Raw genomic sequence first — 23,986 nt, 5'->3', positions numbered from 1 at the left:
CGGTGGAGGAAGTGCGCAGCCGGTGAAGGATTGACGGGAGTTGTTAAGACTTGGAAGAATCCAGCTCGCTTCGCCGCGTCTGAAGTGAGCGAAGCGACACGAGTGGCTTGGGCGGCATGCCTTCCGTCGGTTCTTCCGTCGGTTCTTCCGTCGGTCCGTGCGCCGGTTCTTGCATCGGGTCATCCAGTTCTGCCGTCCGCGTCGGTCACTCGCGCGCAATCACCTCCCACACTTTCGATTTCACAGAGGCTCATCTTGTCGCGTTCGCAACACTCCAGAACTCTGGCTGTGCTCGCCGCAACCGCATTCGCATCCGCCGCCGTGCCCGTGCTCGGCGCAGGGGTGGCCAGTGCCACGACCGCCGGGGCGTGCGAGTCCGCCACGGTCCAGTACCGCATCGTCGGCGCGGACGGAAACGTCGTGGGTGCCGACTGGACCTCGCAGGGCGGGTTCCATCTCTGGGACACCGTTCCCGGCAGCGTCCAGGTCCGGCTGGCCCCGGGCCAGACCGTCGGGGAGGGCTGCAAGTACCCGGTATCCCTCGCCGAATACACCACCGAGGGGCCGAACTGGTACGTCTCCGGGCATCAGAGCCTGGTCGACAAGGCGACGGTCTACCTCAGCGCCGACGACGTCGCCGGTACGGACGACGCGAAGCGGACCTGGCAGAAGCTGACCGTGAAGGCGCCGGACTGTTACGGCCAGATCGACCTGTACGGCGACGACATCACCTACGACGGCAAGACGGGGGAGGGACACGGCCCCGTGCCCTACGAGCCCGACAACGTCGTCACCCCCTACCACCTCATAGCGGCGTGGAACGGAGGCGAACAGCCGTGCACCCCCGGCCCGTCGGACTCGCCCACCCCGACGCCGTCGGAGTCGACCCCGACCACTCCCGCCACCCCGGTCACGCCCACGACTCCCGCGGGCGGAAAGCCTCCCGCCGAGGAGACGACCCCGCCTCCGACCAGCCCCAAGCCCTCCACCACGCCTCCCACGACGCCGGACGTGCCCCCGCTGGAGTCGACGCCGCCCGCCACCCCCAAGCCGTCGCCCAGCGACAGCGGGCCGCCGCTGGCGGAGACGGGTGCGAGCGCGCCGGTCGGCACCATCGCGGGCGGCGCGGCCCTGGTGGTCGCCCTCGGCGCCGGGGCGGTGTACGCCTCCCGTCGCGCACGCCGCTCATGACCACGGCACGAGGGGTCACCTTCCTGGCGTAGCTCAGCCCTGACAGCTCAGCCCGACAGCTCCGCCTCCGCGCCGTCAGGAAGGGAACTTCCTGACGGCGTCCGGGCTGACCGGGGTGAAGAAGTTGACGAGGTTGCCGTCGGGGTCGCGGAACAGCAGCGAACGGTTGCCCCAAGGCATGGTGGTGGGCTTGTTGACGAAGTCCTCCACGAAGCCGGTCAGGTTCTCGTACACGCCGTCCACGTCGTCGACGAGGAACTCGATGATCACGGAACGGTTGTCGGAGGGACGGGCGGCGTCAGGCGCGAACAGCGGCACGGTGCGGATGCCGGCGATCGCCAGAGTGGCTGACGCCGTCCTGAGCTCGGCGAAGTCCTGGTGGGACCAGCTCGCCCGCGTGCCGGTAGCACGTTCGTAGAAGCCGACGAGGCGTGCGACATCGCCCGTGATGACACGGATCGAGACGAAGTTCACGGTGATCTCCCGGTGAGTTCGGTGGGATTCGTACTCACGGAGGCTAGGAGGGATAGCGGACACATTCCGCCCGGTATTGCGGGGATACTTCTGAGCATGCCCAGGCCCACCGCTCGCGTGCTCACCCTGCTGGAGCTCCTGCAGTCGGGCGGCATCAGGACGGCTGCCGAACTCGCCGAGCGGCTCGAAGTCGACGAACGCACCGTGCGGCGCTACGTGGACCACCTGGTCGACCTCGACGTGCCGGTCGAATCGGTGCGCGGCCGCTACGGCGGGTACCGGCTCGCCCCCGGCCACCGCATGCCTCCGCTCATGCTCGGCGACGACGAAGCGCTGGCCGTGCTGCTCGGCCTGATCGCCGGTCGCCGAGTCGGACTGCCGACGACCGCGGGCACCGCCCATGAGACGGCCACGGCCAAGATCCGGCGGGTCCTGCCCAAGCGCCTCGCCCGAAGGCTCGACGCCGTGCTCGACTCCCTCGCCTTCACCGCTCCGCCCGACGAGACAGCCGCACCGGAGAGCGCGGTCCTGCTCTCGGTGGCCGACGCGATCCGCCATCGCCGGCCGGTCTCGATCCGGTACACCGCCGGAGACGGCCGGCACAGCGTCCGCACCGTGCACCCGTACGGGCTCGTCGTCCACTCGGGTCGGTGGTACGTGACCGGTGCGGAGCCCGAGAGCGGCGAGGACCGCACGTTCCGGCTCGACCGCATCGCGGACGCGAGGTCCCTGCCCGGCTCCTTCGAGCCGCCCGCGGGGCTCGATCCGGCGCAGCGCGTTCTGTCGGGATTCGCCGAGGCGCCGTACCGGCACGAAGTGATCCTGTGGATCCGGGGGACGGCCGAGCAGATCCGCGTCCGGCTGCCGGCAAGCGTCGCGATCGTCGAGGAGCCGCCGCCGACGGGCCGCGAGGACGGTGATTCCGAGCGCTGGTCGCGTGTCAGGTTGCGTGTGGAACGGCTCGACTGGCTGCCTCCGGTGCTCGCGTCGCTCGATCGGCCCTTCGTCATCGAGCGACCGGACGAGCTCCGCGATCTCGTCGTCACGCTCGCCGACCGGCTCGTGAACTCCGCCCGGCGGCGTCCGCCCGACGTACGACCGGTGCCGTGAGCCCGCCACGACCGCCACGGTCGGCGCCGGTGCCGGCGCGGGGGCGTCCTGGTGTCAGGCGGGCAGTGGCTGTTCGGCCCAGATGGTCTTGCCGGCGGGGGTCTGGCGACTGCCCCAGCGCTCGGCGACCTGGGCAACCAGCAGCAGCCCGCGACCGCCCTCGTCGAAGACCCGGGCTCGGCGCATGTGCGGGGCGGTGCTGCTGCCGTCGGACACCTCGCAGATGAGCGTGGAGTCACGGATGAGGCGTAGCTGGATCGGCGCCTCGCCGTAGCGGATGGCGTTGGTGACCAGTTCGCTGACGATCAGTTCGGTGGCGAACGCGGTTTCGCCCAGCCCCCACGCGGCCACCTGCTCGCCCGCCACCTTACGGGCCCCGGCGACGGCCGCGGGGTCCCGCGGCAGGTGCCAGGTCCGCATCCGCCGGGCGCCGAGCGCGGAGGTACGGGCCAGGAGCAGGACGATGTCGTCGGCGGGACGGCCGCTCAGCACGGTCCTCAGCACCAGGTCACAGGTCTCCTCCAGCGTGTCGGCCGGACTGCTGAGCGCCCTGCGCAGCAGTCCGAGCCCGACGCCGATGTCCCGGTCGGCGGCCTCGACCAGGCCGTCGGTGTAGAGAGCGAGCAGACTTCCCTCGCCGAGCTCCACCTCGGCGGACTCGTAGGGCAGGCCGCCGAGGCCGAGCGGCGGCCCGGCGGGCAGGTCCAGAAACCGCACGGTGCCGTCCGCGGTGACCAGGGCGGGCGGCGGGTGCCCGGCACGGGCCAGGGTGCAGCGGCGGGACGCCGGGTCGTACACGGCGTACAAACAGGTGGCCCCGACCTCCCCCGACGTTTCCTCCGCACGTCCGCGCGCCTCCGGACCCTCCTCCCGGTCGAGCCTGATGACGAGGTCGTCGAGCTGGGTGAGCAACTCGTCGGGGGCGAGGTCGACGTCCGCGAGAGTCCGTACGGCGGTCCGCAGGCGACCCATCGTGGCCGAGGCCTGAATGCCATGGCCCACCACATCGCCCACGACCAGGGCGACCCGCGCGCCGGACAGCTGGATCACGTCGAGCCAGTCCCCTCCGATGTCCGCTCCGGAACCGGCCGGGAGATAGCGGCAGGCGACGTCCACCGCCGTGAGAGCCGGTGGTCGCTCAGGCAGCAGACTGCGCTGGAGTGCCAGCGCAGTGCGGCGTTCGCGGGTGTAGCGGCGGGCGTTGTCCACGCTCACCGCCGCCCTGGCGACGATCTCCTCCGCGAGCAGAAGGTCGTCCTGGCCGAAGGACTCCGGCGTCCGGTGCCGCAGGAAGTGCACCATGCCCAGCGTCAGGCCCCGGGCCCGCAGCGGGACCATCATCACCGAGTGGATCAGGTACTTGCCCACGGTCTCGGCGCGGGCCGGGGAGGATTCGACCCATGCCCGCAGCGCCGGATCGTCCGACCGGTGCCGGGTGCCCCGGCCGCTGACCAGCGCCAGCACCGGCAGCGAATCCGCCGGGTAGAGCGTCGTGCCGCCCGAGGCGACCACCGACTCCGGGCAGCCCTTCAGCACCGATCGCTGCGCGGTGCGGCGGACCGTGACCGGCTCGCCGGGCGGCACCGACTGGGGCTCCTCGCCCTGCGCCACGGACTCCAGCAGGTCCACGGTGACGAAGTCCGCGAACCCGGTCACGGCCACCTCGGCCAGTTCCTCGGCCGTTCGGGCCACATCCAAGGTGCTGCCGATGCGGAGGCTCGCGTCGTTGAGCACGGCCAGGCGCTGTCGGGCCCAGTACTGCTCGGTGGTGTCGAACACGGCCGCCGACAGCCCCTGCACCCTGCCGTCCTCGTCCTTCAGCGGCGACAAGAACATCGACCACGCATGCTCTCGGGTCTCGCCGGGAGCCTGGCCGTGCTGCTCATGGAAGATCATCTCACCGGTGCGCAGCACCTCCCGCTGGAGGCTGTCGTACTCGTCGAAGGGCCAGCTCGGCTCGATCTCCCACAGCGTCAGGCCCCGCATCTCCTCCTCGGTCCTGCCCATCACCCGCGTCATGACCTCGTTGGCGGCCACGAGCCGCGCCTCGAGGTCGTAGACCGCCACCGGCAGCGGGAGCTGTGCCAGCGTGCGCCCCCACATCGCGGCCGCATTCGGGTCGGACGGTCCGGCAGGGTTCGTCAGCGCCGCGCCGGTCACGAGCCAGAGCCTCCGGCGCGCCGCGTCCATCAGCGGTGCTCCCCGCAGTCGGACCACGACGCGACCCCCCTCCCGGTGCCGAAGGGCCACCTCCGTGGCCCACTGACGCCCCTCGGCGATGTGGCGCCGCGCGGAGGCGGGCAGGTCGGCGGCGAGCAGTTCGGTGGCCCGGCGGCCCACGATCTGTTCGGGTTCGTAGCCGAGCAGCTGGGTGGCTCCCGCACTCCACACCATGACCGACCCCCGGGCATCTACCACGACCGCGGAGTCCTCCGGTACGGGCGCCGGCACCTTGCCTCCGGACGCGACGTGCTCGCTATCCATGGGTTCTTACCCTCGTCCTCGCCTCGGCGGAGCCCGGGGAGCGCCCGGAGGAAACCAGGCGCACATCGCGGGCGTCGTCTCAAGCCTCCCGCGGCGCCGTTCCGCGCTCAAGCCAGGGCACCTGGCCGCACGCCGGATCCGTGCGCGGAGTCGGGTGGGGCGTTGCCGCCTTGCTCGTGCGGCGTGTCCGGCGCACGCTGGTCGTATGGGTGTTCGTGACGGCCCCACGCTGATCACGTCCGTGCAGCGGGCGTTTCGTCTGCTGGAGGCGGTGGGCGCGCACGAGAACGGCGTGCAGGCGAAGCAGCTGGCGCGGGAGACGGGGCTGCCCCTGGCCACGGCCTATCACCTGCTGCGGACGATGGTGCATGACGGGTATGTGCGGAAGCTGGACGACGGGGGGTTCGTGCTGGGGGACAAGGTGCAGTCGCTGCACAGCTCGGGGCGTGGGCAGGCGCTGCTGGGGCGGGTGCGTCCCACGCTGGCGGCGTTGCGGGACGAGCTGGCGGCTGCCGCGTATCTCACCTTCTACGAGGAGGGCGAGATCCGGGTCGCGGAGATCGTGGACGGTCCCCGGACGCCGCGGGTGGATCTGTGGGTGGGGTTCGAGGACTCGGGGCACGCGACCGCGCTGGGCAAGTGTGTGCTGCGGGAGCTGGACGACGAGTCGCGCGAGGAGTACCTCTCGCGGCACTCCCTGGCGGATCTCACGCCGCGGACCATTACGAGTCCTTTGGAGCTGTTGCGGCGGCTGGACTCCTCGCCGATGGCTCCGGCCGTCACGGATCTGGAGGAGTACGCGCTGGGCACGGTGTGTGTCGCGGTGCCGGTGTACAGCGGGGAGACGCTCGGCTCGCTCGGTGTCTCGCTGCCGGCGAACCGGCTCTCCCAGCTGGAGGACGTTCTGGAGCGGCTGGTCCCGACCGCGAACCGTGTGACCAGGAGCCTGTCGCTCACTATCTGAAATCCCTGTTCTTGCCGCGTCCGAGTCGAACCCGTTTCCTGGATGAAACAGACATTTCCGGAGTGCGGGCGGCGCACGGTGAGGACTGCGGACGAAACATGAGTCAGGCCCGAGACCATGGTGGCGCCCCCTGGCCGACAGGGCCGCTCAGGAATCGCGTGGCCGGTCCCGGGGCATCGGCCCGGACACGTGCCGCCGCACACCTTGCCTCCGGTACGCCCGTACTGTCCGTGCTGATCGTTCTCGCCGTCGTGCTCGTCGACCTCTTCGGCGGAGCAGGCATGATCTGGCTCTCCCTGCTCGCGGCCGGCCCCGCGCTGGCCGCCACCACCAGCGGGCCGCGCGGGGTCTTGTGCGTCGGACTCCTTGCCGCGGTGCTGGGTGCCGCGCTCGGGATACGGGACGGTGTGCCGGGCCGCGAACTGGTGGCCGTGCTGTCCGCGCTGGCGGCCGTCACTCTCGCGAGTGGCCTGTCCGGCGCGCTGCGGGGGCGTCGTGAGCGGGTGCTCGCGGCCGTCCGCTCGGTCGCGGAGGCCGCCCAGCACGCACTGCTCAGGCCGGTACCGGCGACCGTCGGGCCGTTTCAGGTGGCCGTCCGCTACAGCGCGGCGGCGGCGGAGGCCCGTATCGGCGGGGATCTCTACGCGCTGCTGCCCACTCCGTACGGCGTCAGGCTGATCGTCGGGGATGTGCGCGGCAAGGGGCTGCCGGCCGTGAGCACCGCCGCACTCGTCCTGGGTGTCTTCCAGGAGGCCGCCTACGACGAGCCCGACCTCCTCGCCGTCGTCGCCAGGATCGAGCGGAGCCTGGCGCGCAACCTCGGTACCGACGACTTCGTCACCGCAGTGGTGGCCGGATACCCGCGGGCAGGGCATCTGGAGGTGGTGAACTGCGGACACGCGCCGCCGCTGCTGGTGCGTGCGTCCGGAGGGGTCGTGCCGGTGGATCCCACCCATCCCGCCCCGCCGCTCGGGCTGAGCGCTCTCACGGGCGAGACTCCCAGCCTCCAGGTGCTGCCCTTCGCAGACGGGGATCAGCTGCTGCTCTACACCGACGGGGTCACCGAGGCCCGCAACGACCACCGTGAGTTCTACCCGCTCGCCGAGGGACTGGCGCGCCACCTGTGCGACGAGCCGTCGCGCACCCTCACCGCACTCCACGACGAACTGCTGGCGCATGTGGGCGGCCGACTGCACGACGACGCGGCGCTGCTCCTGCTCCACAAGCCGGCGGTTCCCGACCAGGTGGTTGCCGACCCGGCCGCTCCTTACCCGGCCGTTCCTTATCCGGCCGTTCCCTACCCGGCCGTCTCCGAACCGGCGTCCGAGGCCGGGCGCGACGGCCGCTCCGGCTCCGTTCCGTCCCTGGGCAGCCGAATCCGGTTCGCCGAGCGGGTCGGCGAAACGGCGGACCCGGGTGTTCAGCTCAGCTCCTTCACGCCGTGCGGCGGCAGCGGAGGAAGCTGACGAAGGACGCCACGAGGCGCAGGTCAGCGGGCCGTGCCGAAGTCCTGCGTCCAGTAGCTGCCGGGCTGTGCGAGGCCTATGCCGATCTCCTTGAAACCGCAGTCCAGGATGTTGCGCTTGTGGCCGGGACTGGACATCCAGCCCGCCATGACCTCCTCGGGGGTGGAGTATCCGAACGCGACGTTCTCGCCGTACGCACTCCAGCTGTAGCCGGCAGCCGTGATGCGTTGGCCCGGATCCGAACCGTCGGAGCCCGTGTGCGACATGTTCTGGTGGCTCGCCATGTCCGCGCTGTGATCCTGGGCGGCCTTCGCGAGCTTCGCGTTCAGGGTCAGCGGGGAGCAGCCGACCTTGCCGCGCTCACTGTTGGCCAGGGCCAGGACACGGGCCACGGCGGCGGATGCCGGGGCCGTCGTGCCCGCGGTGCCCGGGGACGCGCTGGCGGTGGCCTTGGGTGTGGGCGCAGTCGAGGCGGGTGCCTTGGGTGTGGGCGCAGTCGAGGCGGGTGCCTTGGGTGTGGCGGGCGCAGTCGAGGCGGGTGCCTTGGGTGTGGCGGGCGCAGTCGAGGCGGGTGCCTCGGGTGCGGAGGGTGCCGTCCAGACGGGTGCCTCGGGCGCCGACGGTGCCGTCGAAGCGGGCGCCTCCGGTGTGGCGGGAGTCGTGGAGGCGGGCGCCTCGGGTGCGGCGGGGGCGGTGGTGACCTGCGAGGCCGGCTCCTGGGGCTGCGGGGTCCAGTGGCCGCCCTTCCACCGCTCCTGCAGGGACGCGTTCTGCCAGTGCTGCCAGTTCTTCCAGCCCTGCCACTGACTGGAGGACCTGGCGTCCGCGACGCTCCGGCCGTTCATACACGCCATGGCGGCGGTCGGTACTGCCAGCGCGCTGAGCACGACGGCAGCGATGGTGATCTGCCGGTGGCGCGTCTTCCTGCGGTGCTTGCTCATGCGGGCCTCGCTCGGTCGTCGCGGGGGCGCCACCGGTGGGCCGGCTCCGCACGGACACTGTGCCTGAGCTGTGGTGACGCCCTTTGGGGCCGCCATTGTTAAAACCTGGGTGAGTAAGCGGCAACGAGCGCCACTACTACCCGGCCTCGTAGGTCCCGAACGCCCTTGAATCGGGCGCACGGGTGTGCCGACCCGGCTGACCCGGGCGCGACCGGACCTGACGTACCGTCAGAAAGCGCCATGCGCTTGGCGGGAGGTGCGACGTCGCCACGGCTGGAACATGCCGGAGGAGCATTCGATCCGTATGTCTGTTTCCGGGTGGCAAGTCTGCCTATATCGCCCGGGCGCCATGTACTACCGCACCACGTTGATGGGGGAAGACGGCGTGATGGATGTCACGCCGAGCTGCCGCAACCATTCCCGGTAGGGGCGTCGGGAAGTTCACCCTCGGCAACAACCAGGGCGCGCCCGGGCTGAGGGTCACGGTCACCGCCGCCGACGGCACCTGGTCACTGACGCTGCCTGCCACGCCTGGTGCAAGGACCTCAGCGCGCAGACCATCACCCCGTACGACTCCGGGTGGTGTGACGCGGTGAAGTGCAAGCAGTCCTCCGCGATCAAGTACATGGTGGTGTGTTCGGAGGCGTGCTGATCAATAACGCCGCCCGAGCGCGATGGGTGAGTGACAGCCGGGCCGGATGCCGGCGCCCAGGGCGTGTTCCCGGCCGGCGGCTTTCGTCCATGGCACCGGATGATGCGGTGTGCCCTCCCGCCAGGCACAGATGCCTGGCGGGAGGGCACACCGATGGTGAATGACCTGCCCAGCCCCCCGAGGCGGTGCAGATCCAGCTCTACGGGCGGGCCCCCGTGCCGTCCGTACAGCTGCATGCGGTCTTGCTGAACGTGCCCGACAGGCGGGCAGAGGTGAACAGCACCGTGACCGAGGTGCTGCCTGTTCGGCTCGGCTGTGGGCTGAGGCGTGTGCTGGGAGGCTTCATCGGCGGCCCGTCACCAGACGATCGAGCCGATGTGCAGTCCGGTCTCGTCCCGTGTCGCCGATTCGTCCCCGCTGACGCCTGCTTCGGCCTGGTCTGCGGCATCCGACAGCGCGCGATACACCACGTCCCAGCCGGGTGCCCCGTGTGGAGAGTCCTCGACGAGCCGCTCTCCCTCCCGCAAGTAGGCCAGCATCCTCTCGTGAGGAGAGGAGCGCTTCTCGTGCTCCATATGCATCCCCTTTTCCGTGTCCCGTTCCTTCATCTGTGGGAAGCAGCTCGCTCCCTTCGTGTCGGGAGCGGTAGGTCCCGAGTCGGGACCACGGGTTTCGCCTCTCGCGACCACCGTGGTCCCGAGAGGCGAGCTACTGCTCTGCGTGCGGTTCGGATATGCGCTTGGCCTTGGTCTCCGCCTTCTCCAGATCCCTGGAGACGGTCGCGGACGAGACCTTCAGCAACGCTGCGATCTCGATGCCCTTCAGGCCCCAGACGTGGGTCAGTTCCCAGACCGTCGCCTGCCTCTCGTCACGGATCGCGGCCTTCACCGCGGCCAGCAGTTCGAGGTATTCCAAGCCCGCGGTGATGTCGTAGGGAGCTGTGGTGTCCGGCCACGGCCTGCCGCCCTCCGGGAGCTCGTCCGAGGGCCGTTCCAGCTGTGCCCGCATCCGTCCCAGTTCCGAGAGGAACTTGTTGCGGGCCACGACGGTCGCGAACACGATGACCGGCTTCCTGAACACTGTGCCCCTGCGGAATTCCTGGATCACCGCGAGACAGGCTTCCTGAGTGACGTCGTGGGCCAGGTGGTAGTCACGCGTCATCCGCATCACCACCGTCAGGAGCCGCGGATGGACCTCCTTCAGTACTTCGCTCAGCTTCGCCTCCTGTTCACGGGACAGCCGGTCTCGTGGCCGCGCGGGACCCGCTCCTCCTGAGTTGGTTGCCATGGGCCGTCCTTCCACCGGACTCAGGCGGGGACGGACCCCGCAGAGGTTGGTTGGTAGTAGGACGCGCAAGGGGCCAACTTCTTTCATCCGTTGCGACGTTGGCGGCGCAAGATTTCCCGCAGCACGGCCGTCCTGACAGGTATGGACACTCGAACCGCGCTTGCGCTGGCGCTCGGCGCGCTGGCCGTCTACGCCGCATACCGCAATCCCGAACTCGGCACCGCAATCGGCATCGGCGTCATCGTCGTGACCCTGCTCTTGGCGTTCTTGAAGTAGAGCGGACGGGCCCGCCCAAGGTCCGCTTCGCTGAGATGGCGTGGAAGGCCGTTGCTGATGGCAGGTGGGCGCAGGCGTTGCGGCGAGCGCCGCTGCCCGGATGAAATCCATTGGTGCGCGTCGCCACGCGACGGAATCATGAGCTGCCGCCGTCGGCCCGGGACGGTGGTCGTTGGTGCGCCGCCCTGGGAGGGACCCTGCATGACCACTGTGCCGATCGTCCGCCGCGTGCTCGGCGACGGGCCCTTCGCCGAAATCGGAGAGCCGGCTCTGGCCGTCATCGACGATCGCTCGCGGATGGTCGCTGTGGGCGGAGACCTCGGGGCGGTTCAGTGGAACGGCAGTGGGACCGCAGACTCCAGATGGACGGGGCACCGGATCGGTGTCTATGAGCGGGACGGATTGCGGTGCCGGCATCTGGTGAGGTCCTGGTACCCGTAGCGCCCCGTGCCGACGGCCAACAGGGGAAGAACGGGGTGGAAGGCGAGAGATCGTACGGCGATCCCTGAACGGCGCAGTGCAGTGGCAGTACCGAACCGATCATCCCGCCACGGCCCTCGATGCTGACGAAGATACGGTCTACGTGGCCTACAACTCCGGAGCCCTGACAGCACTGGACCCTGTGAACGGCTCGGTGCAGTGGCACATCGAACTCGAGGTCGACGGAGCACCGACCACCGCACTGTCCCTCGCGGTAGCGCCCCAAGGGCACTTGCTCGTCGGGACCGTCGACGGCCGCATCCTGGAGTGCTCAGTTCGCCGGTGAGCCCGAGGGAGGAAACACTCGGAGCCGGCGATGCGGCTCAGAACCGGCTGGCGAGCCGGCCGAAACGGGCATGCCGATCACGACCGGCCGATTGCCCGCGCCATCTGCGATCTGGGCGGTCTTGGCGTGGGCGGTCGCCCACTGGGGCACCAAGCCCCGCGCATCGTCAGTACCCGCGCCAGCGCCGACAGTCCGTTTCGATGCCGTGCGCAGAACCGGAAAAGCTCCAGGAGTCGCGGCCAGGCAGCTCTGTCCGGTCCTCCGTGCTGCCGTTCTCGGCCGGATGCGGCTGCTGCCCCCCGGACGTCACTGCTGCGTGGACGCGGCGGGTCGGGGACGCGGTGTGCCGAGCGTCCGTGCTCCGTGCGGTCGTGTGGTGCGCCGATGCTAAGGGGGCGCACGGCCAACAGGTTTCGGCGCGTCCGGCGTGCGCTCTGTCGCGACCGGGCCGGTGGGAGGAGTCTGGGAATTCGGGACGAACGAGGGGGGTTCGGGGTGGACAAGTACGCGGTGATGGCCGGGTGGGCCCGCAAGCGCCTGATCGCGGTGCGCCGCGCCACGCCCGCGCCGGGCGGGGACGTGTCGGCGCTGGCACACGAAGTGGCGGGAGTGTACGGGGAGTTGGCGGAGTTCCTCCCCGAAGTGCAGCCGCCGTCCGGGGATCCGGAGCGGTGGGCGCCCGACGCGGTGGTCAAGGCGGGGGCCGCGGTGGTCGGGGTGCTGGACGAGCTGCGCAACCCGGCGGGGCCGGGGAGGAAGCGCGACCTGCCGGAGCTGTTCTTCGCCGCCTCCCTGGAGCGAACCCTGACCGGCAGCCCGGCGGGCGTCGAGGCTGCCTGCGTCAGCGCGCTGACCGGAGACGCGGAGCAGCTCTGGGCGCGGGCGTTCGGGAAACTGCTCGTGTACGCGATCTCGGTGCCGGTCGTCGGGCTGATCGACGATCTGACGGGGATGCTCGCGGAGGCCGTGGCAACGTCGCGGTGGACGAACCTCCTGGAGCAACTGGTGGTCAGTGGGGAGGAGTTGGCGGCGTCGCCGGTCGCTGTACCGGAACCGGTGGAGTCCCCGGCCGCCCTTTTGGACGGTCCAGGACAGGTGACCCCGCAGCAGCCGGACCCCCCGTCGGCATCGCGCCCCTTGTTCCGCAGGCGCGGACCCATGCGCAGGCTGCGCCGATACAGGGCCGACACCGGTCACCCCGAAGCCCCTCGGCCCACACCCGAGCCGTCGGCCGACCACCCGGAGCGCATGCCCCGGCCGAGCACCTCGCCCGCCGGGACCAGCGGATCGCCGTGGCCCCCGCTGCCGACGGCGGCGCCGGAGGAGCCCGGCGGCGCGGGAGCCCCCGTGCCGCGAAGGCCGGTGCCCCAGGCGCCGTCGACATCGCGCGCCAGGACACCGTCCCGTCCCCAGCCTCCCCGGTCCCTGCGAGGCGTCCTCCCGAAGAACCCCGTTGCCCCGGGGAACACGGCGCCGCCCACGCCCCGCGTGCCGGAGGCCGATCCGACGCAGCGGTCGGTGACGCTTCCGCCGTCGGAGCCGCGCCCCCGGAGCGGGCAGCCTCTCATGCCGCCGCTCGGTGAACCGACGCCGCCCGCACCAGAGTCCAGCGATCGCCGCTCCGTGCCGCCGCGTTCGGGCACGCCCCGGCCAGGGAGCAGTGAAGAACCTGTCCAACCGCCGCCCGCGACTCGCCGGAGCGTCCCGGACAAGCTTCCGCGGTACGAATATGAAACGTGGGATGGCGCCCCGACGCGCGACAGCCAGGCCGAGTGGGGCGTTCCGGAGGCCCGTCCGGTGGATCTGCCGGAGACCGAGCCGACGGAGCCGCCGGGAATCGCTGAACTCTGACACCCCGGGTTCTGACGCAGGTAGGCGTCGCGCACACCATCGTCGTCGTGCCGGCTGTGCGAGCGCGGCCCGCTCGGTCGTCTCGGGATCGTTCGGATGCGCAACGTCTACCGGCCAGGCCAGTTGGGGCGATGCGCTCACACCCGAGGCGTCCGCAGTGCCACATGCGCCGCTGTCGTCCTGCCGGTGTCGACCACCAGGGTCCGACCGTTCACACACTGGCCGCTTCCGCCGGACGACCTCGTCAGCTGTCGTAGTCGACGGCGAGCGTCTCCGTGACCGGGAACGACTGGCAGGTAAGGACATACCCCGCGTCGACCTCGGCGGGTTCGAGGGCGAAGTTGCGGCGCATGTCGGCCTTGCCGTCGGTGACCAGGGCCCGGCAGGTGCCGCACACGCCGCCCTTGCAGGCGAAGGGCAGGTCGGGGCGGGTCTTCTGGGCGCCGTCGAGGATGCTCCGACCGCGGGGCAGGGCGGCGGTCGTGGAGCGGCCGTCGAGCGTGATGGTGACCTCGCTGACCGGGCCCTCGGTGGCCGTGTCCTGGTGGTGCACCTCCCGCACGGGCTCGTCGTCGGCGTAGAACAGCTCCTGGTGGATCCGGTCGCCCGGCACGCCGAGTCCGGCCAGCACCTGCTGGGCGTCGCGGACCATGCCGTGCGGGCCGCACAGCCACCAGTGGTCCGCGCCCGCCACGTCGACCAGCGAGCCGACGAGCGCCGACAGCCGCTCGGCGTCCAGTCGGCCGGAGAGCACCTCGGCCTCGCGGGGTTCGCGGGAGAGGACGTGGGCGAGCTGGAAGCGGGCCGGGTAGAGGTCCTTCAGGTCGGCCAGCTCGTCGGCGAACATCACGGTGCCGGTGCGCCGGTTGCCGTAGAAGAGGGTGACCGTCGAGCGGGAGTCCGCGGCCAGGACCGACTCGGCGATGGACAGCATGGGGGTGATGCCGGAGCCCGCCGCGATCAGCACATGATGGCCGGGGGCGGTGAGGTCGGGTGTGAAGGCGCCGGTCGGGGCCATGACCTCGACCGTGTCTCCGGGGCGCACCTCCCGCACCAGCCATGAGGAGAACAGGCCGCCCGGCACCACCCGCACCCCGATGCGCGGCACCGATCCGGCCGGAGAGCAGATGGAGTACGAGCGGCGCTCGTCACGGCCGTCGATCTCGCGCCGCAGAGTGAGCGACTGCCCGGGGGCGAAGGCGAACTCCTCGGTCAGCTCCGCCGGGATGTCGAAGCTGACCGCGGCCGCGTCCTCGCACAGGGGTTGCACGGCGGCGACCCGCAGGGAGTGGAAGGCCGGCCGGCGGCGGGTACGCGGGCGTACCGCCGGGGCGGGGGCGGCCGACTCCATCAGGTCGTCCATCAGATCTCCTTGACGTACTCGAACGGTTCCAGGCAGGCGCGGCAGCGCCAGAGCGCCTTGCAGGACGTGGCGGCGAAGCGGGACGTCTCCTCCGTGTCCGCCGAGCCGCAGCGCGGGCAGGGCACGGCGGCCCGCCGGGACGGGGGTTCCCCCGCGCGAGCGAAGCCGAGCGTGGGGGAGGTCAGCACGAGCGGCACCGGACCGGCCGGGCGCCGAGGTGCGGCGCCGGGCGGGGCGATTCCGTGTTCGGTGAGCTTGCGGCGGCCCGCCGGGGTGATCCAGTCGCTGGTCCACGGCGGGTCGAGGACGGTGCGGATCTCGACGCGCTCGTACCCGGCGGCGGCAAGCCGCGCGGCCACGTGGGCGCGCATCTCCGCCATCGCCGGGCAGCCCGAGTAGGTCGGCGTGAGGCTTGCGACGACCGTGCCGTCGGGGGAGACCGACACCTCGCGCAGCACACCCAGGTCGGCGAGGGTGAGCATGGGCAGTTCGGGGTCGGGCACCTGTTCGGCGATGTGCCGGGCCCGTCGCACGTCGGTCAGTACGGTCACCATGTCGCCTCCGGATGGGCGCGGGCCACGCTCTGCAACTCGGCCAGCAGCGGCGCCAGATGCTCGGTGTGCTGGCCCGTGCGTCCGGAGCCGGGCAGCGGCCGGTACACGGGCATGGGCAGTGAGCCCGCCTCGGTCACCTGACGCAGCACGGCGACGACGTCGTCGCGTACGTCGTAGGCCGTGAACAACTCGCCGAGGTACGGGGCGACCCGCTCCAGGGCCGTACGCATCCTGCCGTGGGACTCCGCCGTGCCGTCGCCGAGTCGCACGGCCCACTCGGCCGCGTACTGGCGGTGGTAGGCCAGTTCCTTGACGCCCTTCGCGGCGATGGCGGAGAGCACCGGGTCGGGGTGCGCGGCGAGCCGCTCGAAGTGCGCGAGCCGCCAGCTGGACAGTGCCAGGAGCCGCACGACCGAGAACGCGAAGTCCCCGTTCGGGAGTTCGGCCAGGCGTACGTTGCGGAAGTCGTCGGCGTCGCGGAAGTAGGCGTACGCGTCCTCGCCGCGGCCCGTGCCGTCCACCTGGCCGGCGCGTGCGTAGAGCAGGCGGGCCTGGCCGAGCAGGTCGAGGCCGATGTTGGCGAGCGCCACCTCCTCCTCCAGCTCGGGGGCACGGGTGGTCCACTCGGCCAGTCGCTGGGCGCACACGAGCGCGTCGTCGGCGAGCGCGACGCAGGAGGCCGCAAGCTCCCCGGCGTCCAGTCCGTCCGGCACGGTGGTGTCGACCCCGTGCAGGGGGTCCTCGAAGCCGGTGCCGTACGCCCAGCGGGTGTCGTCCTCGTGTCCCTCGGCGAGGGTCAGGTAGACGTGGTCGTCACTCATGCCCTGCTCCTCAGATGTGCGGGACGTCGGCGGGGATGTCGTAGAAGGTCGGGTGGCGGTAGACCTTGTCGGCGCTCGGTGCGAAGAACGGGTCCTTCTCGTCGCGGGTGGAGGCGGCGACGTGCTCCGAGCGCACCACCCAGATGCTCACGCCCTCGTTGCGACGCGTGTACAGGTCACGGGCGTGGGTCAGGGCCATCGCGTCGTCGGCGGCGTGCAGCGAGCCGACGTGTACGTGGTTCAGTCCGCGCTTGCCCCGTACGAACACCTCGTACAGCGGCCAGCCGTCCTTCTTGCCGTCGGTGTCGCTCATGCCGCCGTTTCCTTCCGGGCTCGCTCACTCTGCTTGGCCGCGTGGGCGGTGGCCGCCTCACGGACCCAGGCGCCCTCCTCGTGGGCCGTCCGCCGCCGGGAGATCCGCTCGGCGTTGCACGGTCCGTCGCCCTTGATGACCCGCATCAGCTCGTCCCAGTCCGGGGTGCCGAAGTCGTGGTGTCCGCGCTCCTCGTTCCAGCGCAGCTCGGGGTCGGGCAGGACGACGCCCAGCTTCTCGGCCTGCGGGACGGTCATGTCCACGAAACGCTGGCGCAGTTCGTCGTTGCTGTGGCGCTTGATCTTCCAGGCCATGGACTGGGCCGAGTTGGGGGAGTTGTCGTCGGGCGGCCCGAACATCATCAGCGACGGCCACCACCAGCGGTCCACCGCGTCCTGCACCATCGCCCGCTGGGCGTCGGTGCCGCGCATCATGGTCAGCAGCAGCTCGTACCCCTGGCGCTGGTGGAACGACTCCTCCTTGCAGATCCGCACCATGGCACGCGCGTACGGACCGTAGGAACTCCTGCACAGCGGCACCTGGTTGCAGATCGCCGCGCCGTCGACGAACCAGCCGATCACGCCGACGTCGGCGAAGCTCAGGGTGGGGTAGTTGAAGATCGACGAGTACTTCTGCCGGCCCTCGATGAGCCGCTCGGTGAGATCGGCGCGGTCGGCGCCCAGGGTCTCGGCCGCCGAGTACAGGTACAGCCCGTGCCCGGCCTCGTCCTGGACCTTCGCGAACAGGATGGCCTTGCGACGCAGCGACGGGGCGCGGGTGATCCACTCGCCCTCCGGCTGCATGCCGATGATCTCCGAGTGCGCGTGCTGCGCGATCTGCCGGATCAGCGTCTTGCGGTAGCCGTCCGGCATCCAGTCGCGCGGCTCGACCCGCTGGTCACGCGCGACGGTCGCGTCGAAGTGCTCCTGGAGCCGCTCTTCGGCCGCCGGCCCGACGCCGTCGGCGCCGGTGGCGGCGGAGTGTGTCGTGGTCATCGATACCAGCTTCCCTACCGACCATTCGTTCGGTTCCAGTCTGACGGTTTTCTTCCGGCCGGGCAAGACTTTCGTCCTGCCCGGCCGCGGGGCCGCTCAGGGCCAGGCGTAGAAACCCTGCCCCGTCTTGCGCCCCAGCTCGCCGCGCGCGACCTTGTCGCGCAGCAGCCGCGGCGGCGCGAAGCGCTCCCCGAGCGTGGCGTGCAGGTGCTCGGCGATGGCGAGGCGTACGTCCAGTCCGACCAGGTCGGTCAGGCGCAGGGGGCCCATCGGGTGCTTGTAGCCGAGACTCATGGCGTCGTCGATGGCCGCCGGCCCGGCGACCCCCTCCTCGACCATGCGGATCGCCTCCAGGCCCAGCGCCACGCCGAGGCGGCTGCTGGCGAACCCGGGGGAGTCCTTGACGACGACGTCCTTCTTGCCGAGGGCGTGCGTCCAGGCGAGCGCAAGCAGGACGGTCGCGTCCTCGGTCTCCGGGGCGACGACGATCTCGATCAGCTCGGAGGCCGGTACCGGATTGAAGAAGTGCATGCCGAGGAAGCGCCCGGGGAGGGAGAGAGCCGACGCGAGGTCGGTGACCGACAGGGAGCTGGTGTTGCTGGCCAGGACGGTCGCCGGACTCAGGACCCGCTCGGCGGCGGCGAGCAGCCGGGCCTTGAGCGAGGCGTCCTCGGGGACGGCCTCGACGACGAGATCGGACGTCCGCGGCAGCTCGTCGACCGATCCGACGACGGAGACCCGGCCGAGCACGTCCTCGGCGGGCGCGTCGAGCCTGCCGCGCTCGGCGGCGCGCGTCAGCCCGGTGGCGACCCGGTCCAGCGCGGCGGCCGCTGCCTGCTCGCCGCTCTCCACGACGGTCACGGACGAGCCCGCGGCCGCGAACGACTGGGCGATGCCGGCGCCCATCCGGCCGCCGCCGATCACGCCCACGACGGAGGGCGCGGACGCGGCGTCTGCCGTGGCGGTGTTCATGCCCTGCTCCTCTTCTCCAGGAAGCGGGTCATCCGCTCCCGCTTGTCCTGTCCCTCGAACAGCACGGCCTGCGCCAGGTCGTCGGCCACCGGATGGGCGCCCGGCGAGTCGACCACGAGCTTGGTCAGGCGCAGGGCCGCGGCCGAGGAGCGGGCCATCCGGTCCAGCAGCGCGTGCGCCTCGTCGAGGAGCCGGTCGGCCGGTACGACGTCGATGACCAGCCCGGCCGCCAGCGCCGCCCGCGCGTCCAGGTTCCGTCCGGCGAGCAGTACCTGCTTGGCCACCGACTCGCCGACCAGCTCGGGCAGCCGCCAGCAGGCCCCGGCCGCGGCGAGGATGCCGAGCCCCGGCTCGGGGTTGCCGAACACCGCGTCCGGTCCCGCGATGCGCAGATCGCAGGCGTACGAGAGTTCGGCGCCGCCGCCCAGCGCCCAGCCGTCGACCGCGGCGAGGGTCGGCATGGGCAGTCTGCGAACCCGCTCGAACAGGCGGCTGTTGATGCCCTGAAGGGCTTCGTCGCGGCCGCGTCGCAGCAGCTCCGCGATGTCGGCTCCGCCCGCGAAGACGCCGCCGTGCCCGGTCAGCAGCAGGAACCTTGGGACACGTTCCAGCAGGTCGCACACGGCGTGCAGTTCGCGGATCATCAGCCCGCTGATGGCGTTGCGAGCCTCGGGGCGGTGCAGGGTGACGACGACCCGGTCGTCGCGCTCCTCGACCAGCAGCGTCTCGTACACGCCGCTCATGCGCGCTCCTCGACCAGCAGTCTCGTACACGCCGCTCATGCGCGCTCCTCGACCAGCAGTCTCGTACACGCCGCTCATGCGCGCTCCTCGACCAGCGGGGACCCGTCCGCGGCGCTCATACGCGCTCCACGAGCATCGCGACGCCCTGGCCGACCCCCACGCACAGGGTGGCCAGGCCCCGGCGGGCGTCCTCGCGCTCCAGCCGGCCGATCAGCGTGAGCAGGATGCGGGCGCCGGAGCAGCCGAGGGGATGGCCGAGCGCGATGGCACCGCCGTCGGCGTTGACCTTCTCCTCGTCGAGCTTCAACCGCCGTATCACCGCGAGTGCCTGCGCGGCGAAGGCCTCGTTCAGCTCGACCGCGTCCAGGTCGCCGCTCTCCAGGCCGGCCCGGGCGAGGGCCTTCTCGGTGGCGGGGACGGGGCCGAGCCCCATCAGGTTGGGCTGTACGCCGGCCGAGGCGGCGGTGACGATCCGTGCGCGCGGGGTGAGCCCGTACCGCTCGACGGCCGCCGCGCTCGCCACCACCAGCGCGGCGGCGCCGTCGGACAGCGGCGAGGAGGAACCGGCGGTGACGATGCCCTCCGGCCGGAAGATGGTCCGCAGGGTGCCGAGCTTCTCCAGGGTCGTACCTGGGCGTGGGCCCTCGTCGCGGGTGACCTCCCCGTCCTTCACCCGTACCGGCACGATCTCGCGGCCGAAGCGGCCGGCCTCCTGCGCGGCCACCGCCCGCTGGTGGCTGCGCAGTGCGAAGGCGTCGGAGTCGGCGCGGGTGATGCCGTCGAGCGCGGCGACCTCTTCGGCGGTCTCCCCCATCGACAGGGTCACCTTCACCGTCTCGGGGCCCGCGTCGGCGGTGACGGACCGGTCTGCGGCCGTGAAGCGCGGGTTGGTGAAGCGCCAGCCCAGCGAGGTGTCGTGCACCTCGCCCGGCTTGGCCCACGGGGTGCCGGGCTTGGCCATCACCCAGGGCGCGCGGGTCATCGACTCCACGCCGCCGGCGACGACGAGGTCGGCCTCCCCGGACCGGATCGCCTGGGCCGCGTTGGCGACCGCCGTCAGCCCGGACGCGCACAGCCGGTTGACGGTGTAACCGGGCACGGTGTGCGGGAGGCCGGCGAGCAGCACGGCCATGCGGGCCACGTCCCGGTTGTCCTCACCGGCCTGGTTGGCCGCCCCGAGGATCACCTCGTCCACGGCGTCGCCCGGTACCCCGCTGCGCCGCACCGCCTCGCCGACGACCAGGGCCGCCAGGTCGTCCGGCCGTACGGAGGCCAGCGCGCCTCCGTACCGGCCCTGCGGGGTGCGGGCGCCGTCGATCAGAAAGACCTCGTCAGGCATCTGCGGACTCCTCGGTGTGTTCCTCGGCGGTGGCGGGCCGACGCGACTGGAGCGTGGCGAAGCGGCCGGTGACGAAGGCCGGGGCGCGGTGACGGGCGAAGAAGTCCGGACGCTCGGGGAGGTTCTGGGGCATGCGTTCCACCTCTTGACAGGCAGTGGTGATGCTGGATTACTAGGCCGTGCCGCACGCTAACCGAATGTTCGGTCGGGACACAAGATGGTGAAAAAGGTGACGCAGGCCACAGGAGCGACATCGGCCGGGGCGACGCCCGCCGAGGCGATGTTCGCCGCGGACGAGGCGTCCCGGGCGCTGGGCGTCGAGCTTCTCGAGCAGGGCGAAGGGACCGCCGTGCTCCGGATGACCCTGACGCCGGCGATGGTGAACGGACACGGGATCGCCCACGGCGGCTATGTGTTCCTGCTCGCCGACACCGCCTTCGCCTGCGCCTGCAACAGCCACGGACCCGTGACCGTCGCGGCCGGGGCCGACATCGATTTCGTCGCCCCGGCGTACGAGGGTGATGTCCTGGTGGCCACGGCACGCGAGCGCGCCCGGTTCGGCCGCAGCGGCATCTACGACGTGAGCGTGCTGCGCGGCGACGAGGTGATCGCGGAGTTCCGCGGACGCAGCCGCAGTATCAGAGGCACGACGACGAAGGAGTCGCGATGAACACCGCAGCGACGGCCGGCGCGGCCACCGGACCCCGCCCGGCCCGTCTGGGAGAGCCGCTTCCGCAGGATCTGCTGGACGAGGGCGAGCGCCTCACCCGCGAGCAGCTGAGGGAGCTCCAACTCGACCGGCTGCGGGCGACGTTGCGGCACGCGTACGACAACGTGGAGCTGTACCGCAGGAAGTTCGACGAGGCCGGGATCAAGCCCGACGACTGCCGCTCCCTGGAGGACCTGTCCCGGTTCCCCTTCACCACCAAGGCGGATCTGCGGGAGACCTACCCCTTCGGCATGTTCGCCGTCCCGATGGCGGACGTACGGCGCATCCACGCCTCCAGCGGCACCACGGGCCGCCCCACGGTCGTCGGATACACGGAGAACGACCTCGCCATGTGGGCCGACATGATCGCCCGTTCCATCCGCGCGGCCGGCGGCCGTCGCGGGCACAAGGTGCACATCTCCTACGGATACGGCCTTTTCACCGGCGGCCTGGGCGCGCACTACGGCGCCGAGCGCGCCGGCTGCACGGTGATCCCCGCCTCCGGCGGCATGACGGCCCGCCAGGTGCAGATCATCCAGGACTTCGAGCCCGAGATCATCATGGTCACCCCGTCCTACATGCTCACCCTGCTCGACGAGTTCGAGAGGCAGGGCGTCGACCCGCGCACGACGTCCCTCCAGGTGGGCATCTTCGGGGCCGAGCCGTGGACGGAGGCGATGCGCCGTGAGATCGAGGAGCGCATGGACATCCACGCGGTCGACATCTACGGCCTGTCCGAGGTGATCGGCCCCGGGGTCGCGCAGGAGTGCGTCGAGACCAAGGACGGGCTGCATGTGTGGGAGGACCACTTCTACCCCGAGGTGGTCGATCCGTTCACCGGCGCCGTGCTGGCCGAGGGCGAGGAGGGCGAGGTGGTCTTCACCTCCCTCACCAAGGAGGCCCTGCCGATCATCCGCTACCGGACCCGTGACCTGTCCCGGCTGCTGCCCGGCACCGCACGGCCCGCCTTCCGCCGCATCGAGAAGATCACCGGCCGCTCCGACGACATGATCATCCTGCGTGGTGTGAACGTCTTCCCCAGTCAGATCGAGGAGATCGTGCTGCGCACACCCGGTGTCGCCCCGCATTTCCAGGTGCAGCTGACCCGGCGCGGCCGGATGGACCACATGACCGTCCGCGTCGAGGCGCGCCCCGGGACCGGGACCGAGCAGCGGGAGGCGGCCGCGAAGACGATCGCCCAGGGCGTCAAGGACGGCGTGGGCGTCACCGTCGAGGTGGCGATCGTCGACCCGGAGACCCTGGAGCGCTCGCTGGGCAAGCTGCGCCGGGTGAAGGATCTCCGTCAGCAGTGACCTGCCGGTGACCGCGGGAGCGTTTCTCCCCGACCACGGGCCGAGCGTGGATCGCTCGGCCCGCGGCCCGTGGATGTCAGGCGGTGACGAGGGTGAGTCCGTACGTACTGAGGATCTCGTTCACGGGCTGGAACCAGGTCTGGCCGCCGCTCGTGCAGTTGCCCCAGCCGCCCGAGGTCACGCCCTGGGCCTGGTCGCCGGTGATGAACGAGCCGCCGGAGTCGCCGGGTTCGGCGCAGACGCTGGTGCCGGTGAGGCCGTAGACGGGTCCCTGGCTGTAGTTGACGGTCTCGTTCTGGGTCAGCACGGTGCCGCAGTGCCAGTGGGTGGTGGAGCCGGAGCGGCAGATGGACGAGCCGACGGGGGCCACGGCCGAGCCGCGGACGAGTACGTCGCTGACGGTGCCCCAGCCGAGCACCACCGGTACGGTCCACCAGCCGTTGCCGATCCGGATGTACGAGTAGTCGTTGCCCGGGAACGACGATCCGGCGAAGGTGCCCATCGCCGAGCCGTCCCAGCCGGCCACGGAACTGCCGGCCGAACCGCAGTGTCCCGCGCTCACGAAGCCGCCCACCACGGAGAAGCCTATGGAGCAGCGGGTGTTGCCGTTGATGTAGTACGGGTCGCCGCCGACGGTGCCCGCGGAGAACGTGCGCGGCGCCTCCGCGGTGGCGGAGGTGTGGACTGTGAGCAGACCTGCCTCGCGCGCGGGTGCCAGGAACGCTGTCACCGCGGCGCTGTGCTCCGCGCCCTGCCGGACCTCGGCCACCAGGCTGCTGGTGCGGGGGTCGACATGCCAACTGCGGACGGCTGTGGGGGCGCCGTCCGACGTGGCGGTGTCGTCGAGAGCGGCCTTGGCCGCGTCCAGCGTCCGGGCGCTGTGCGTGACCCGTACGACCGTGGCGCCGGTGGCTCGTACGGAGTCGGCCGCCGTGGTGTTCGTGTCCGTGACTCCGACGACGAGTGTGCCGCGCGCCGGGTCGTACCAGGAACCGCCGAACGTCCGCCCCGCCGCTTGCTCGGCCCGCGGCGCGAGCTTCGCGGCGGCGGTTTCACGCTCACCCCTGGTGCGGGCCTGCGGCGCGGTGAGGCCGAGGTCGCGCTGCATGGCGGTGACCAGGCCGGGGGAGAGGGGGCGGGGACCGGCCGGTTGTGCCGTCGCCGTTTCGACGGGCAACAGCCCCAGAGCGCACGTGCCGAGGGCTAACAGGACGGACAGGCCCCGGCGAAGACGCGTAACACGTCGCATGGGTGAACCCCTTCCATTCTCAACTGCCGAAGAAGGTATGGACCTTTAGGGTTCAGTGTTGGAAGCATGTTGCGTGCATGTCAATGGTTGCCGATGCGGAACGGGCCCGTCATGCCGCTCGTGCTCGCATCATTCGGAAGCTAAAGTATCGAT

General features: G+C 71.3%; 25 protein-coding genes. 10 read left to right on the top strand and 15 right to left on the bottom strand.

The features are described from left to right. Window positions 1–288 precede the first annotated feature (288 nt). On the top strand, window positions 289–1,191 hold the full coding sequence (locus ABZ656_RS09065) for a hypothetical protein (RefSeq protein ID WP_360266010.1): 903 nt from the start codon (window positions 289–291) through the stop codon (window positions 1,189–1,191). Window positions 1,192–1,266: 75 nt separating this feature from the next. On the opposite strand, the gene ABZ656_RS09060 is transcribed toward ABZ656_RS09065, so the two are convergent. Then, entirely contained in the window at window positions 1,267–1,665 is a 399-nt protein-coding gene (locus ABZ656_RS09060; RefSeq protein ID WP_101402420.1) for a VOC family protein, read from the bottom strand. A 96-nt stretch (window positions 1,666–1,761) separates the two neighbouring features. On the opposite strand from ABZ656_RS09060, the gene ABZ656_RS09055 reads away from it, so the two are divergent. Continuing rightward, window positions 1,762–2,775, top strand: a complete 1,014-nt coding sequence (locus ABZ656_RS09055) for a YafY family protein (protein ID WP_101402421.1) — start codon at window positions 1,762–1,764, stop codon at window positions 2,773–2,775. A gap of 54 nt (window positions 2,776–2,829) precedes the next feature. Here the strand turns inward: ABZ656_RS09055 and ABZ656_RS09050 are convergent, their stop codons facing one another. Next, the gene (locus tag ABZ656_RS09050) at window positions 2,830–5,259 is read right to left on the bottom strand and encodes a SpoIIE family protein phosphatase (RefSeq protein ID WP_360266006.1); all 2,430 of its coding nucleotides are present in this window, start codon (window positions 5,257–5,259) and stop codon (window positions 2,830–2,832) included. Window positions 5,260–5,464: 205 nt separating this feature from the next. On the opposite strand from ABZ656_RS09050, the gene ABZ656_RS09045 reads away from it, so the two are divergent. Both ABZ656_RS09045 and ABZ656_RS09040 read left to right on the top strand, forming a co-directional pair. After that, complete coding sequence (locus ABZ656_RS09045) at window positions 5,465–6,223, top strand: IclR family transcriptional regulator (protein WP_101402423.1); 759 nt, start codon at window positions 5,465–5,467, stop codon at window positions 6,221–6,223. 224 nt (window positions 6,224–6,447) lie between these two features. Then, window positions 6,448–7,689 carry a PP2C family protein-serine/threonine phosphatase gene (locus tag ABZ656_RS09040; RefSeq protein WP_360266091.1) on the top strand — a complete coding sequence of 414 codons (1,242 nt, stop codon included), beginning with the start codon at window positions 6,448–6,450 and terminating at the stop codon, window positions 7,687–7,689. Window positions 7,690–7,712: 23 nt separating this feature from the next. On the opposite strand, the gene ABZ656_RS09035 is transcribed toward ABZ656_RS09040, so the two are convergent. The 3 genes from ABZ656_RS09035 to ABZ656_RS09025 form a co-directional block, all read right to left on the bottom strand. After that, complete coding sequence (locus ABZ656_RS09035; RefSeq protein WP_360266002.1) at window positions 7,713–8,630, bottom strand: CAP domain-containing protein; 918 nt, start codon at window positions 8,628–8,630, stop codon at window positions 7,713–7,715. A gap of 1,008 nt (window positions 8,631–9,638) precedes the next feature. After that, window positions 9,639–9,857 carry a hypothetical protein gene (locus ABZ656_RS09030; protein WP_101402425.1) on the bottom strand — a complete coding sequence of 73 codons (219 nt, stop codon included), beginning with the start codon at window positions 9,855–9,857 and terminating at the stop codon, window positions 9,639–9,641. Between the two features lie 133 nt (window positions 9,858–9,990). After that, window positions 9,991–10,569 carry a sigma-70 family RNA polymerase sigma factor gene (locus ABZ656_RS09025; RefSeq protein ID WP_101402426.1) on the bottom strand — a complete coding sequence of 193 codons (579 nt, stop codon included), beginning with the start codon at window positions 10,567–10,569 and terminating at the stop codon, window positions 9,991–9,993. A gap of 141 nt (window positions 10,570–10,710) precedes the next feature. Here ABZ656_RS09025 and ABZ656_RS09020 point away from each other — a divergent pair, with 141 nt between their 5' ends. The 4 genes from ABZ656_RS09020 to ABZ656_RS09005 all read left to right on the top strand — a co-directional run bounded on the left by ABZ656_RS09020 (window position 10,711) and on the right by ABZ656_RS09005 (window position 13,462). Continuing rightward, window positions 10,711–10,845, top strand: a complete 135-nt coding sequence (locus ABZ656_RS09020) for a hypothetical protein (RefSeq protein WP_268256109.1) — start codon at window positions 10,711–10,713, stop codon at window positions 10,843–10,845. Window positions 10,846–11,046: 201 nt separating this feature from the next. Continuing rightward, on the top strand, window positions 11,047–11,286 hold the full coding sequence (locus ABZ656_RS09015; RefSeq protein WP_360265997.1) for a hypothetical protein: 240 nt from the start codon (window positions 11,047–11,049) through the stop codon (window positions 11,284–11,286). Between the two features lie 76 nt (window positions 11,287–11,362). Then, on the top strand, window positions 11,363–11,611 hold the full coding sequence (locus ABZ656_RS09010) for a PQQ-binding-like beta-propeller repeat protein (protein ID WP_360265994.1): 249 nt from the start codon (window positions 11,363–11,365) through the stop codon (window positions 11,609–11,611). 495 nt (window positions 11,612–12,106) lie between these two features. Next, entirely contained in the window at window positions 12,107–13,462 is a 1,356-nt protein-coding gene (locus ABZ656_RS09005) for a hypothetical protein (RefSeq protein WP_360265991.1), read from the top strand. 244 nt (window positions 13,463–13,706) lie between these two features. Here the strand turns inward: ABZ656_RS09005 and paaE are convergent, their stop codons facing one another. From paaE to ABZ656_RS08960, 9 genes are all read right to left on the bottom strand, one after another. Then, window positions 13,707–14,825, bottom strand: a complete 1,119-nt coding sequence (gene paaE, locus ABZ656_RS09000; RefSeq protein WP_360265988.1) for a 1,2-phenylacetyl-CoA epoxidase subunit PaaE — start codon at window positions 14,823–14,825, stop codon at window positions 13,707–13,709. After that, window positions 14,825–15,379: a 1,2-phenylacetyl-CoA epoxidase subunit PaaD gene (gene paaD / locus ABZ656_RS08995; RefSeq protein WP_360265985.1), complete on the bottom strand. Its 555-nt coding sequence runs from the start codon at window positions 15,377–15,379 to the stop codon at window positions 14,825–14,827. Before paaD ends, paaE begins: the two co-directional genes overlap by 1 nt. Further along, window positions 15,373–16,200, bottom strand: a complete 828-nt coding sequence (gene paaC, locus ABZ656_RS08990) for a 1,2-phenylacetyl-CoA epoxidase subunit PaaC (protein ID WP_360265982.1) — start codon at window positions 16,198–16,200, stop codon at window positions 15,373–15,375. The genes paaD and paaC overlap by 7 nt, the downstream gene beginning before the upstream one ends. Before the next feature lie 10 nt (window positions 16,201–16,210). Then, window positions 16,211–16,513 (bottom strand): 1,2-phenylacetyl-CoA epoxidase subunit PaaB, encoded by a 303-nt coding sequence (paaB, locus tag ABZ656_RS08985; RefSeq protein ID WP_101402431.1) that lies wholly within the window; start codon window positions 16,511–16,513, stop codon window positions 16,211–16,213. Next, window positions 16,510–17,508 carry a 1,2-phenylacetyl-CoA epoxidase subunit PaaA gene (gene paaA, locus ABZ656_RS08980; protein ID WP_101402432.1) on the bottom strand — a complete coding sequence of 333 codons (999 nt, stop codon included), beginning with the start codon at window positions 17,506–17,508 and terminating at the stop codon, window positions 16,510–16,512. The genes paaB and paaA overlap by 4 nt, the downstream gene beginning before the upstream one ends. Before the next feature lie 96 nt (window positions 17,509–17,604). Continuing rightward, a complete protein-coding gene (locus ABZ656_RS08975) occupies window positions 17,605–18,480 on the bottom strand; it encodes a 3-hydroxyacyl-CoA dehydrogenase family protein (protein ID WP_360265977.1) in 876 nt (291 codons plus the stop codon). Continuing rightward, window positions 18,477–19,223, bottom strand: a complete 747-nt coding sequence (locus ABZ656_RS08970) for an enoyl-CoA hydratase/isomerase family protein (RefSeq protein WP_101402434.1) — start codon at window positions 19,221–19,223, stop codon at window positions 18,477–18,479. Before ABZ656_RS08970 ends, ABZ656_RS08975 begins: the two co-directional genes overlap by 4 nt. A 115-nt stretch (window positions 19,224–19,338) precedes the next feature. Next, window positions 19,339–20,562, bottom strand: coding sequence for a thiolase family protein (locus tag ABZ656_RS08965; protein WP_360265974.1), 1,224 nt, complete (start codon window positions 20,560–20,562; stop codon window positions 19,339–19,341). After that, window positions 20,555–20,695 (bottom strand): hypothetical protein, encoded by a 141-nt coding sequence (locus tag ABZ656_RS08960; RefSeq protein WP_180362213.1) that lies wholly within the window; start codon window positions 20,693–20,695, stop codon window positions 20,555–20,557. Before ABZ656_RS08960 ends, ABZ656_RS08965 begins: the two co-directional genes overlap by 8 nt. A gap of 84 nt (window positions 20,696–20,779) precedes the next feature. On the opposite strand from ABZ656_RS08960, the gene paaI reads away from it, so the two are divergent. Further along, entirely contained in the window at window positions 20,780–21,232 is a 453-nt protein-coding gene (gene paaI, locus ABZ656_RS08955) for a hydroxyphenylacetyl-CoA thioesterase PaaI (protein ID WP_101402436.1), read from the top strand. Further along, window positions 21,229–22,584 (top strand): phenylacetate--CoA ligase PaaK, encoded by a 1,356-nt coding sequence (gene paaK / locus ABZ656_RS08950; protein WP_101402437.1) that lies wholly within the window; start codon window positions 21,229–21,231, stop codon window positions 22,582–22,584. The genes paaI and paaK overlap by 4 nt, the downstream gene beginning before the upstream one ends. Window positions 22,585–22,660: 76 nt before the next feature. Here the strand turns inward: paaK and ABZ656_RS08945 are convergent, their stop codons facing one another. Further along, window positions 22,661–23,833, bottom strand: coding sequence for an alpha-lytic protease prodomain-containing protein (locus tag ABZ656_RS08945; RefSeq protein WP_101402438.1), 1,173 nt, complete (start codon window positions 23,831–23,833; stop codon window positions 22,661–22,663). Window positions 23,834–23,986 lie beyond the last annotated feature (153 nt).

Source organism: Streptomyces sp. NPDC007095 (assembly GCF_040634475.1).
GTDB lineage: Bacteria > Actinomycetota > Actinomycetes > Streptomycetales > Streptomycetaceae > Streptomyces.
Note: the sequence above shows the minus strand (reverse complement) of the source record. Positions and strands in the feature narration are given on the sequence as shown.

Bases quoted from the DNA above. Each gene is read 5' to 3' on its own strand.
- ABZ656_RS09055 (WP_101402421.1), top strand. From the start codon at position 1,762: ATGCCCAGGCCCACCGCTCGCGTGCTCACCCTGCTGGAGCTCCTGCAG.
- ABZ656_RS09050 (WP_360266006.1), bottom strand. From the start codon at position 5,259: ATGGATAGCGAGCACGTCGCGTCCGGAGGCAAGGTGCCGGCGCCCGTA.
- ABZ656_RS09045 (WP_101402423.1), top strand. From the start codon at position 5,465: ATGGGTGTTCGTGACGGCCCCACGCTGATCACGTCCGTGCAGCGGGCG.
- ABZ656_RS09035 (WP_360266002.1), bottom strand. From the start codon at position 8,630: ATGAGCAAGCACCGCAGGAAGACGCGCCACCGGCAGATCACCATCGCT.
- ABZ656_RS09030 (WP_101402425.1), bottom strand. From the start codon at position 9,857: ATGGAGCACGAGAAGCGCTCCTCTCCTCACGAGAGGATGCTGGCCTAC.
- ABZ656_RS09025 (WP_101402426.1), bottom strand. From the start codon at position 10,569: ATGGCAACCAACTCAGGAGGAGCGGGTCCCGCGCGGCCACGAGACCGG.
- ABZ656_RS09020 (WP_268256109.1), top strand. From the start codon at position 10,711: ATGGACACTCGAACCGCGCTTGCGCTGGCGCTCGGCGCGCTGGCCGTC.
- ABZ656_RS09015 (WP_360265997.1), top strand. From the start codon at position 11,047: ATGACCACTGTGCCGATCGTCCGCCGCGTGCTCGGCGACGGGCCCTTC.
- paaE (WP_360265988.1), bottom strand. From the start codon at position 14,825: ATGGACGACCTGATGGAGTCGGCCGCCCCCGCCCCGGCGGTACGCCCG.
- paaD (WP_360265985.1), bottom strand. From the start codon at position 15,379: ATGGTGACCGTACTGACCGACGTGCGACGGGCCCGGCACATCGCCGAA.
- paaC (WP_360265982.1), bottom strand. From the start codon at position 16,200: ATGAGTGACGACCACGTCTACCTGACCCTCGCCGAGGGACACGAGGAC.
- paaB (WP_101402431.1), bottom strand. From the start codon at position 16,513: ATGAGCGACACCGACGGCAAGAAGGACGGCTGGCCGCTGTACGAGGTG.
- paaA (WP_101402432.1), bottom strand. From the start codon at position 17,508: ATGACCACGACACACTCCGCCGCCACCGGCGCCGACGGCGTCGGGCCG.
- ABZ656_RS08975 (WP_360265977.1), bottom strand. From the start codon at position 18,480: ATGAACACCGCCACGGCAGACGCCGCGTCCGCGCCCTCCGTCGTGGGC.
- ABZ656_RS08970 (WP_101402434.1), bottom strand. From the start codon at position 19,223: ATGAGCGGCGTGTACGAGACGCTGCTGGTCGAGGAGCGCGACGACCGG.
- ABZ656_RS08965 (WP_360265974.1), bottom strand. From the start codon at position 20,562: ATGCCTGACGAGGTCTTTCTGATCGACGGCGCCCGCACCCCGCAGGGC.
- ABZ656_RS08960 (WP_180362213.1), bottom strand. From the start codon at position 20,695: ATGCCCCAGAACCTCCCCGAGCGTCCGGACTTCTTCGCCCGTCACCGC.
- paaI (WP_101402436.1), top strand. From the start codon at position 20,780: ATGGTGAAAAAGGTGACGCAGGCCACAGGAGCGACATCGGCCGGGGCG.
- paaK (WP_101402437.1), top strand. From the start codon at position 21,229: ATGAACACCGCAGCGACGGCCGGCGCGGCCACCGGACCCCGCCCGGCC.
- ABZ656_RS08945 (WP_101402438.1), bottom strand. From the start codon at position 23,833: ATGCGACGTGTTACGCGTCTTCGCCGGGGCCTGTCCGTCCTGTTAGCC.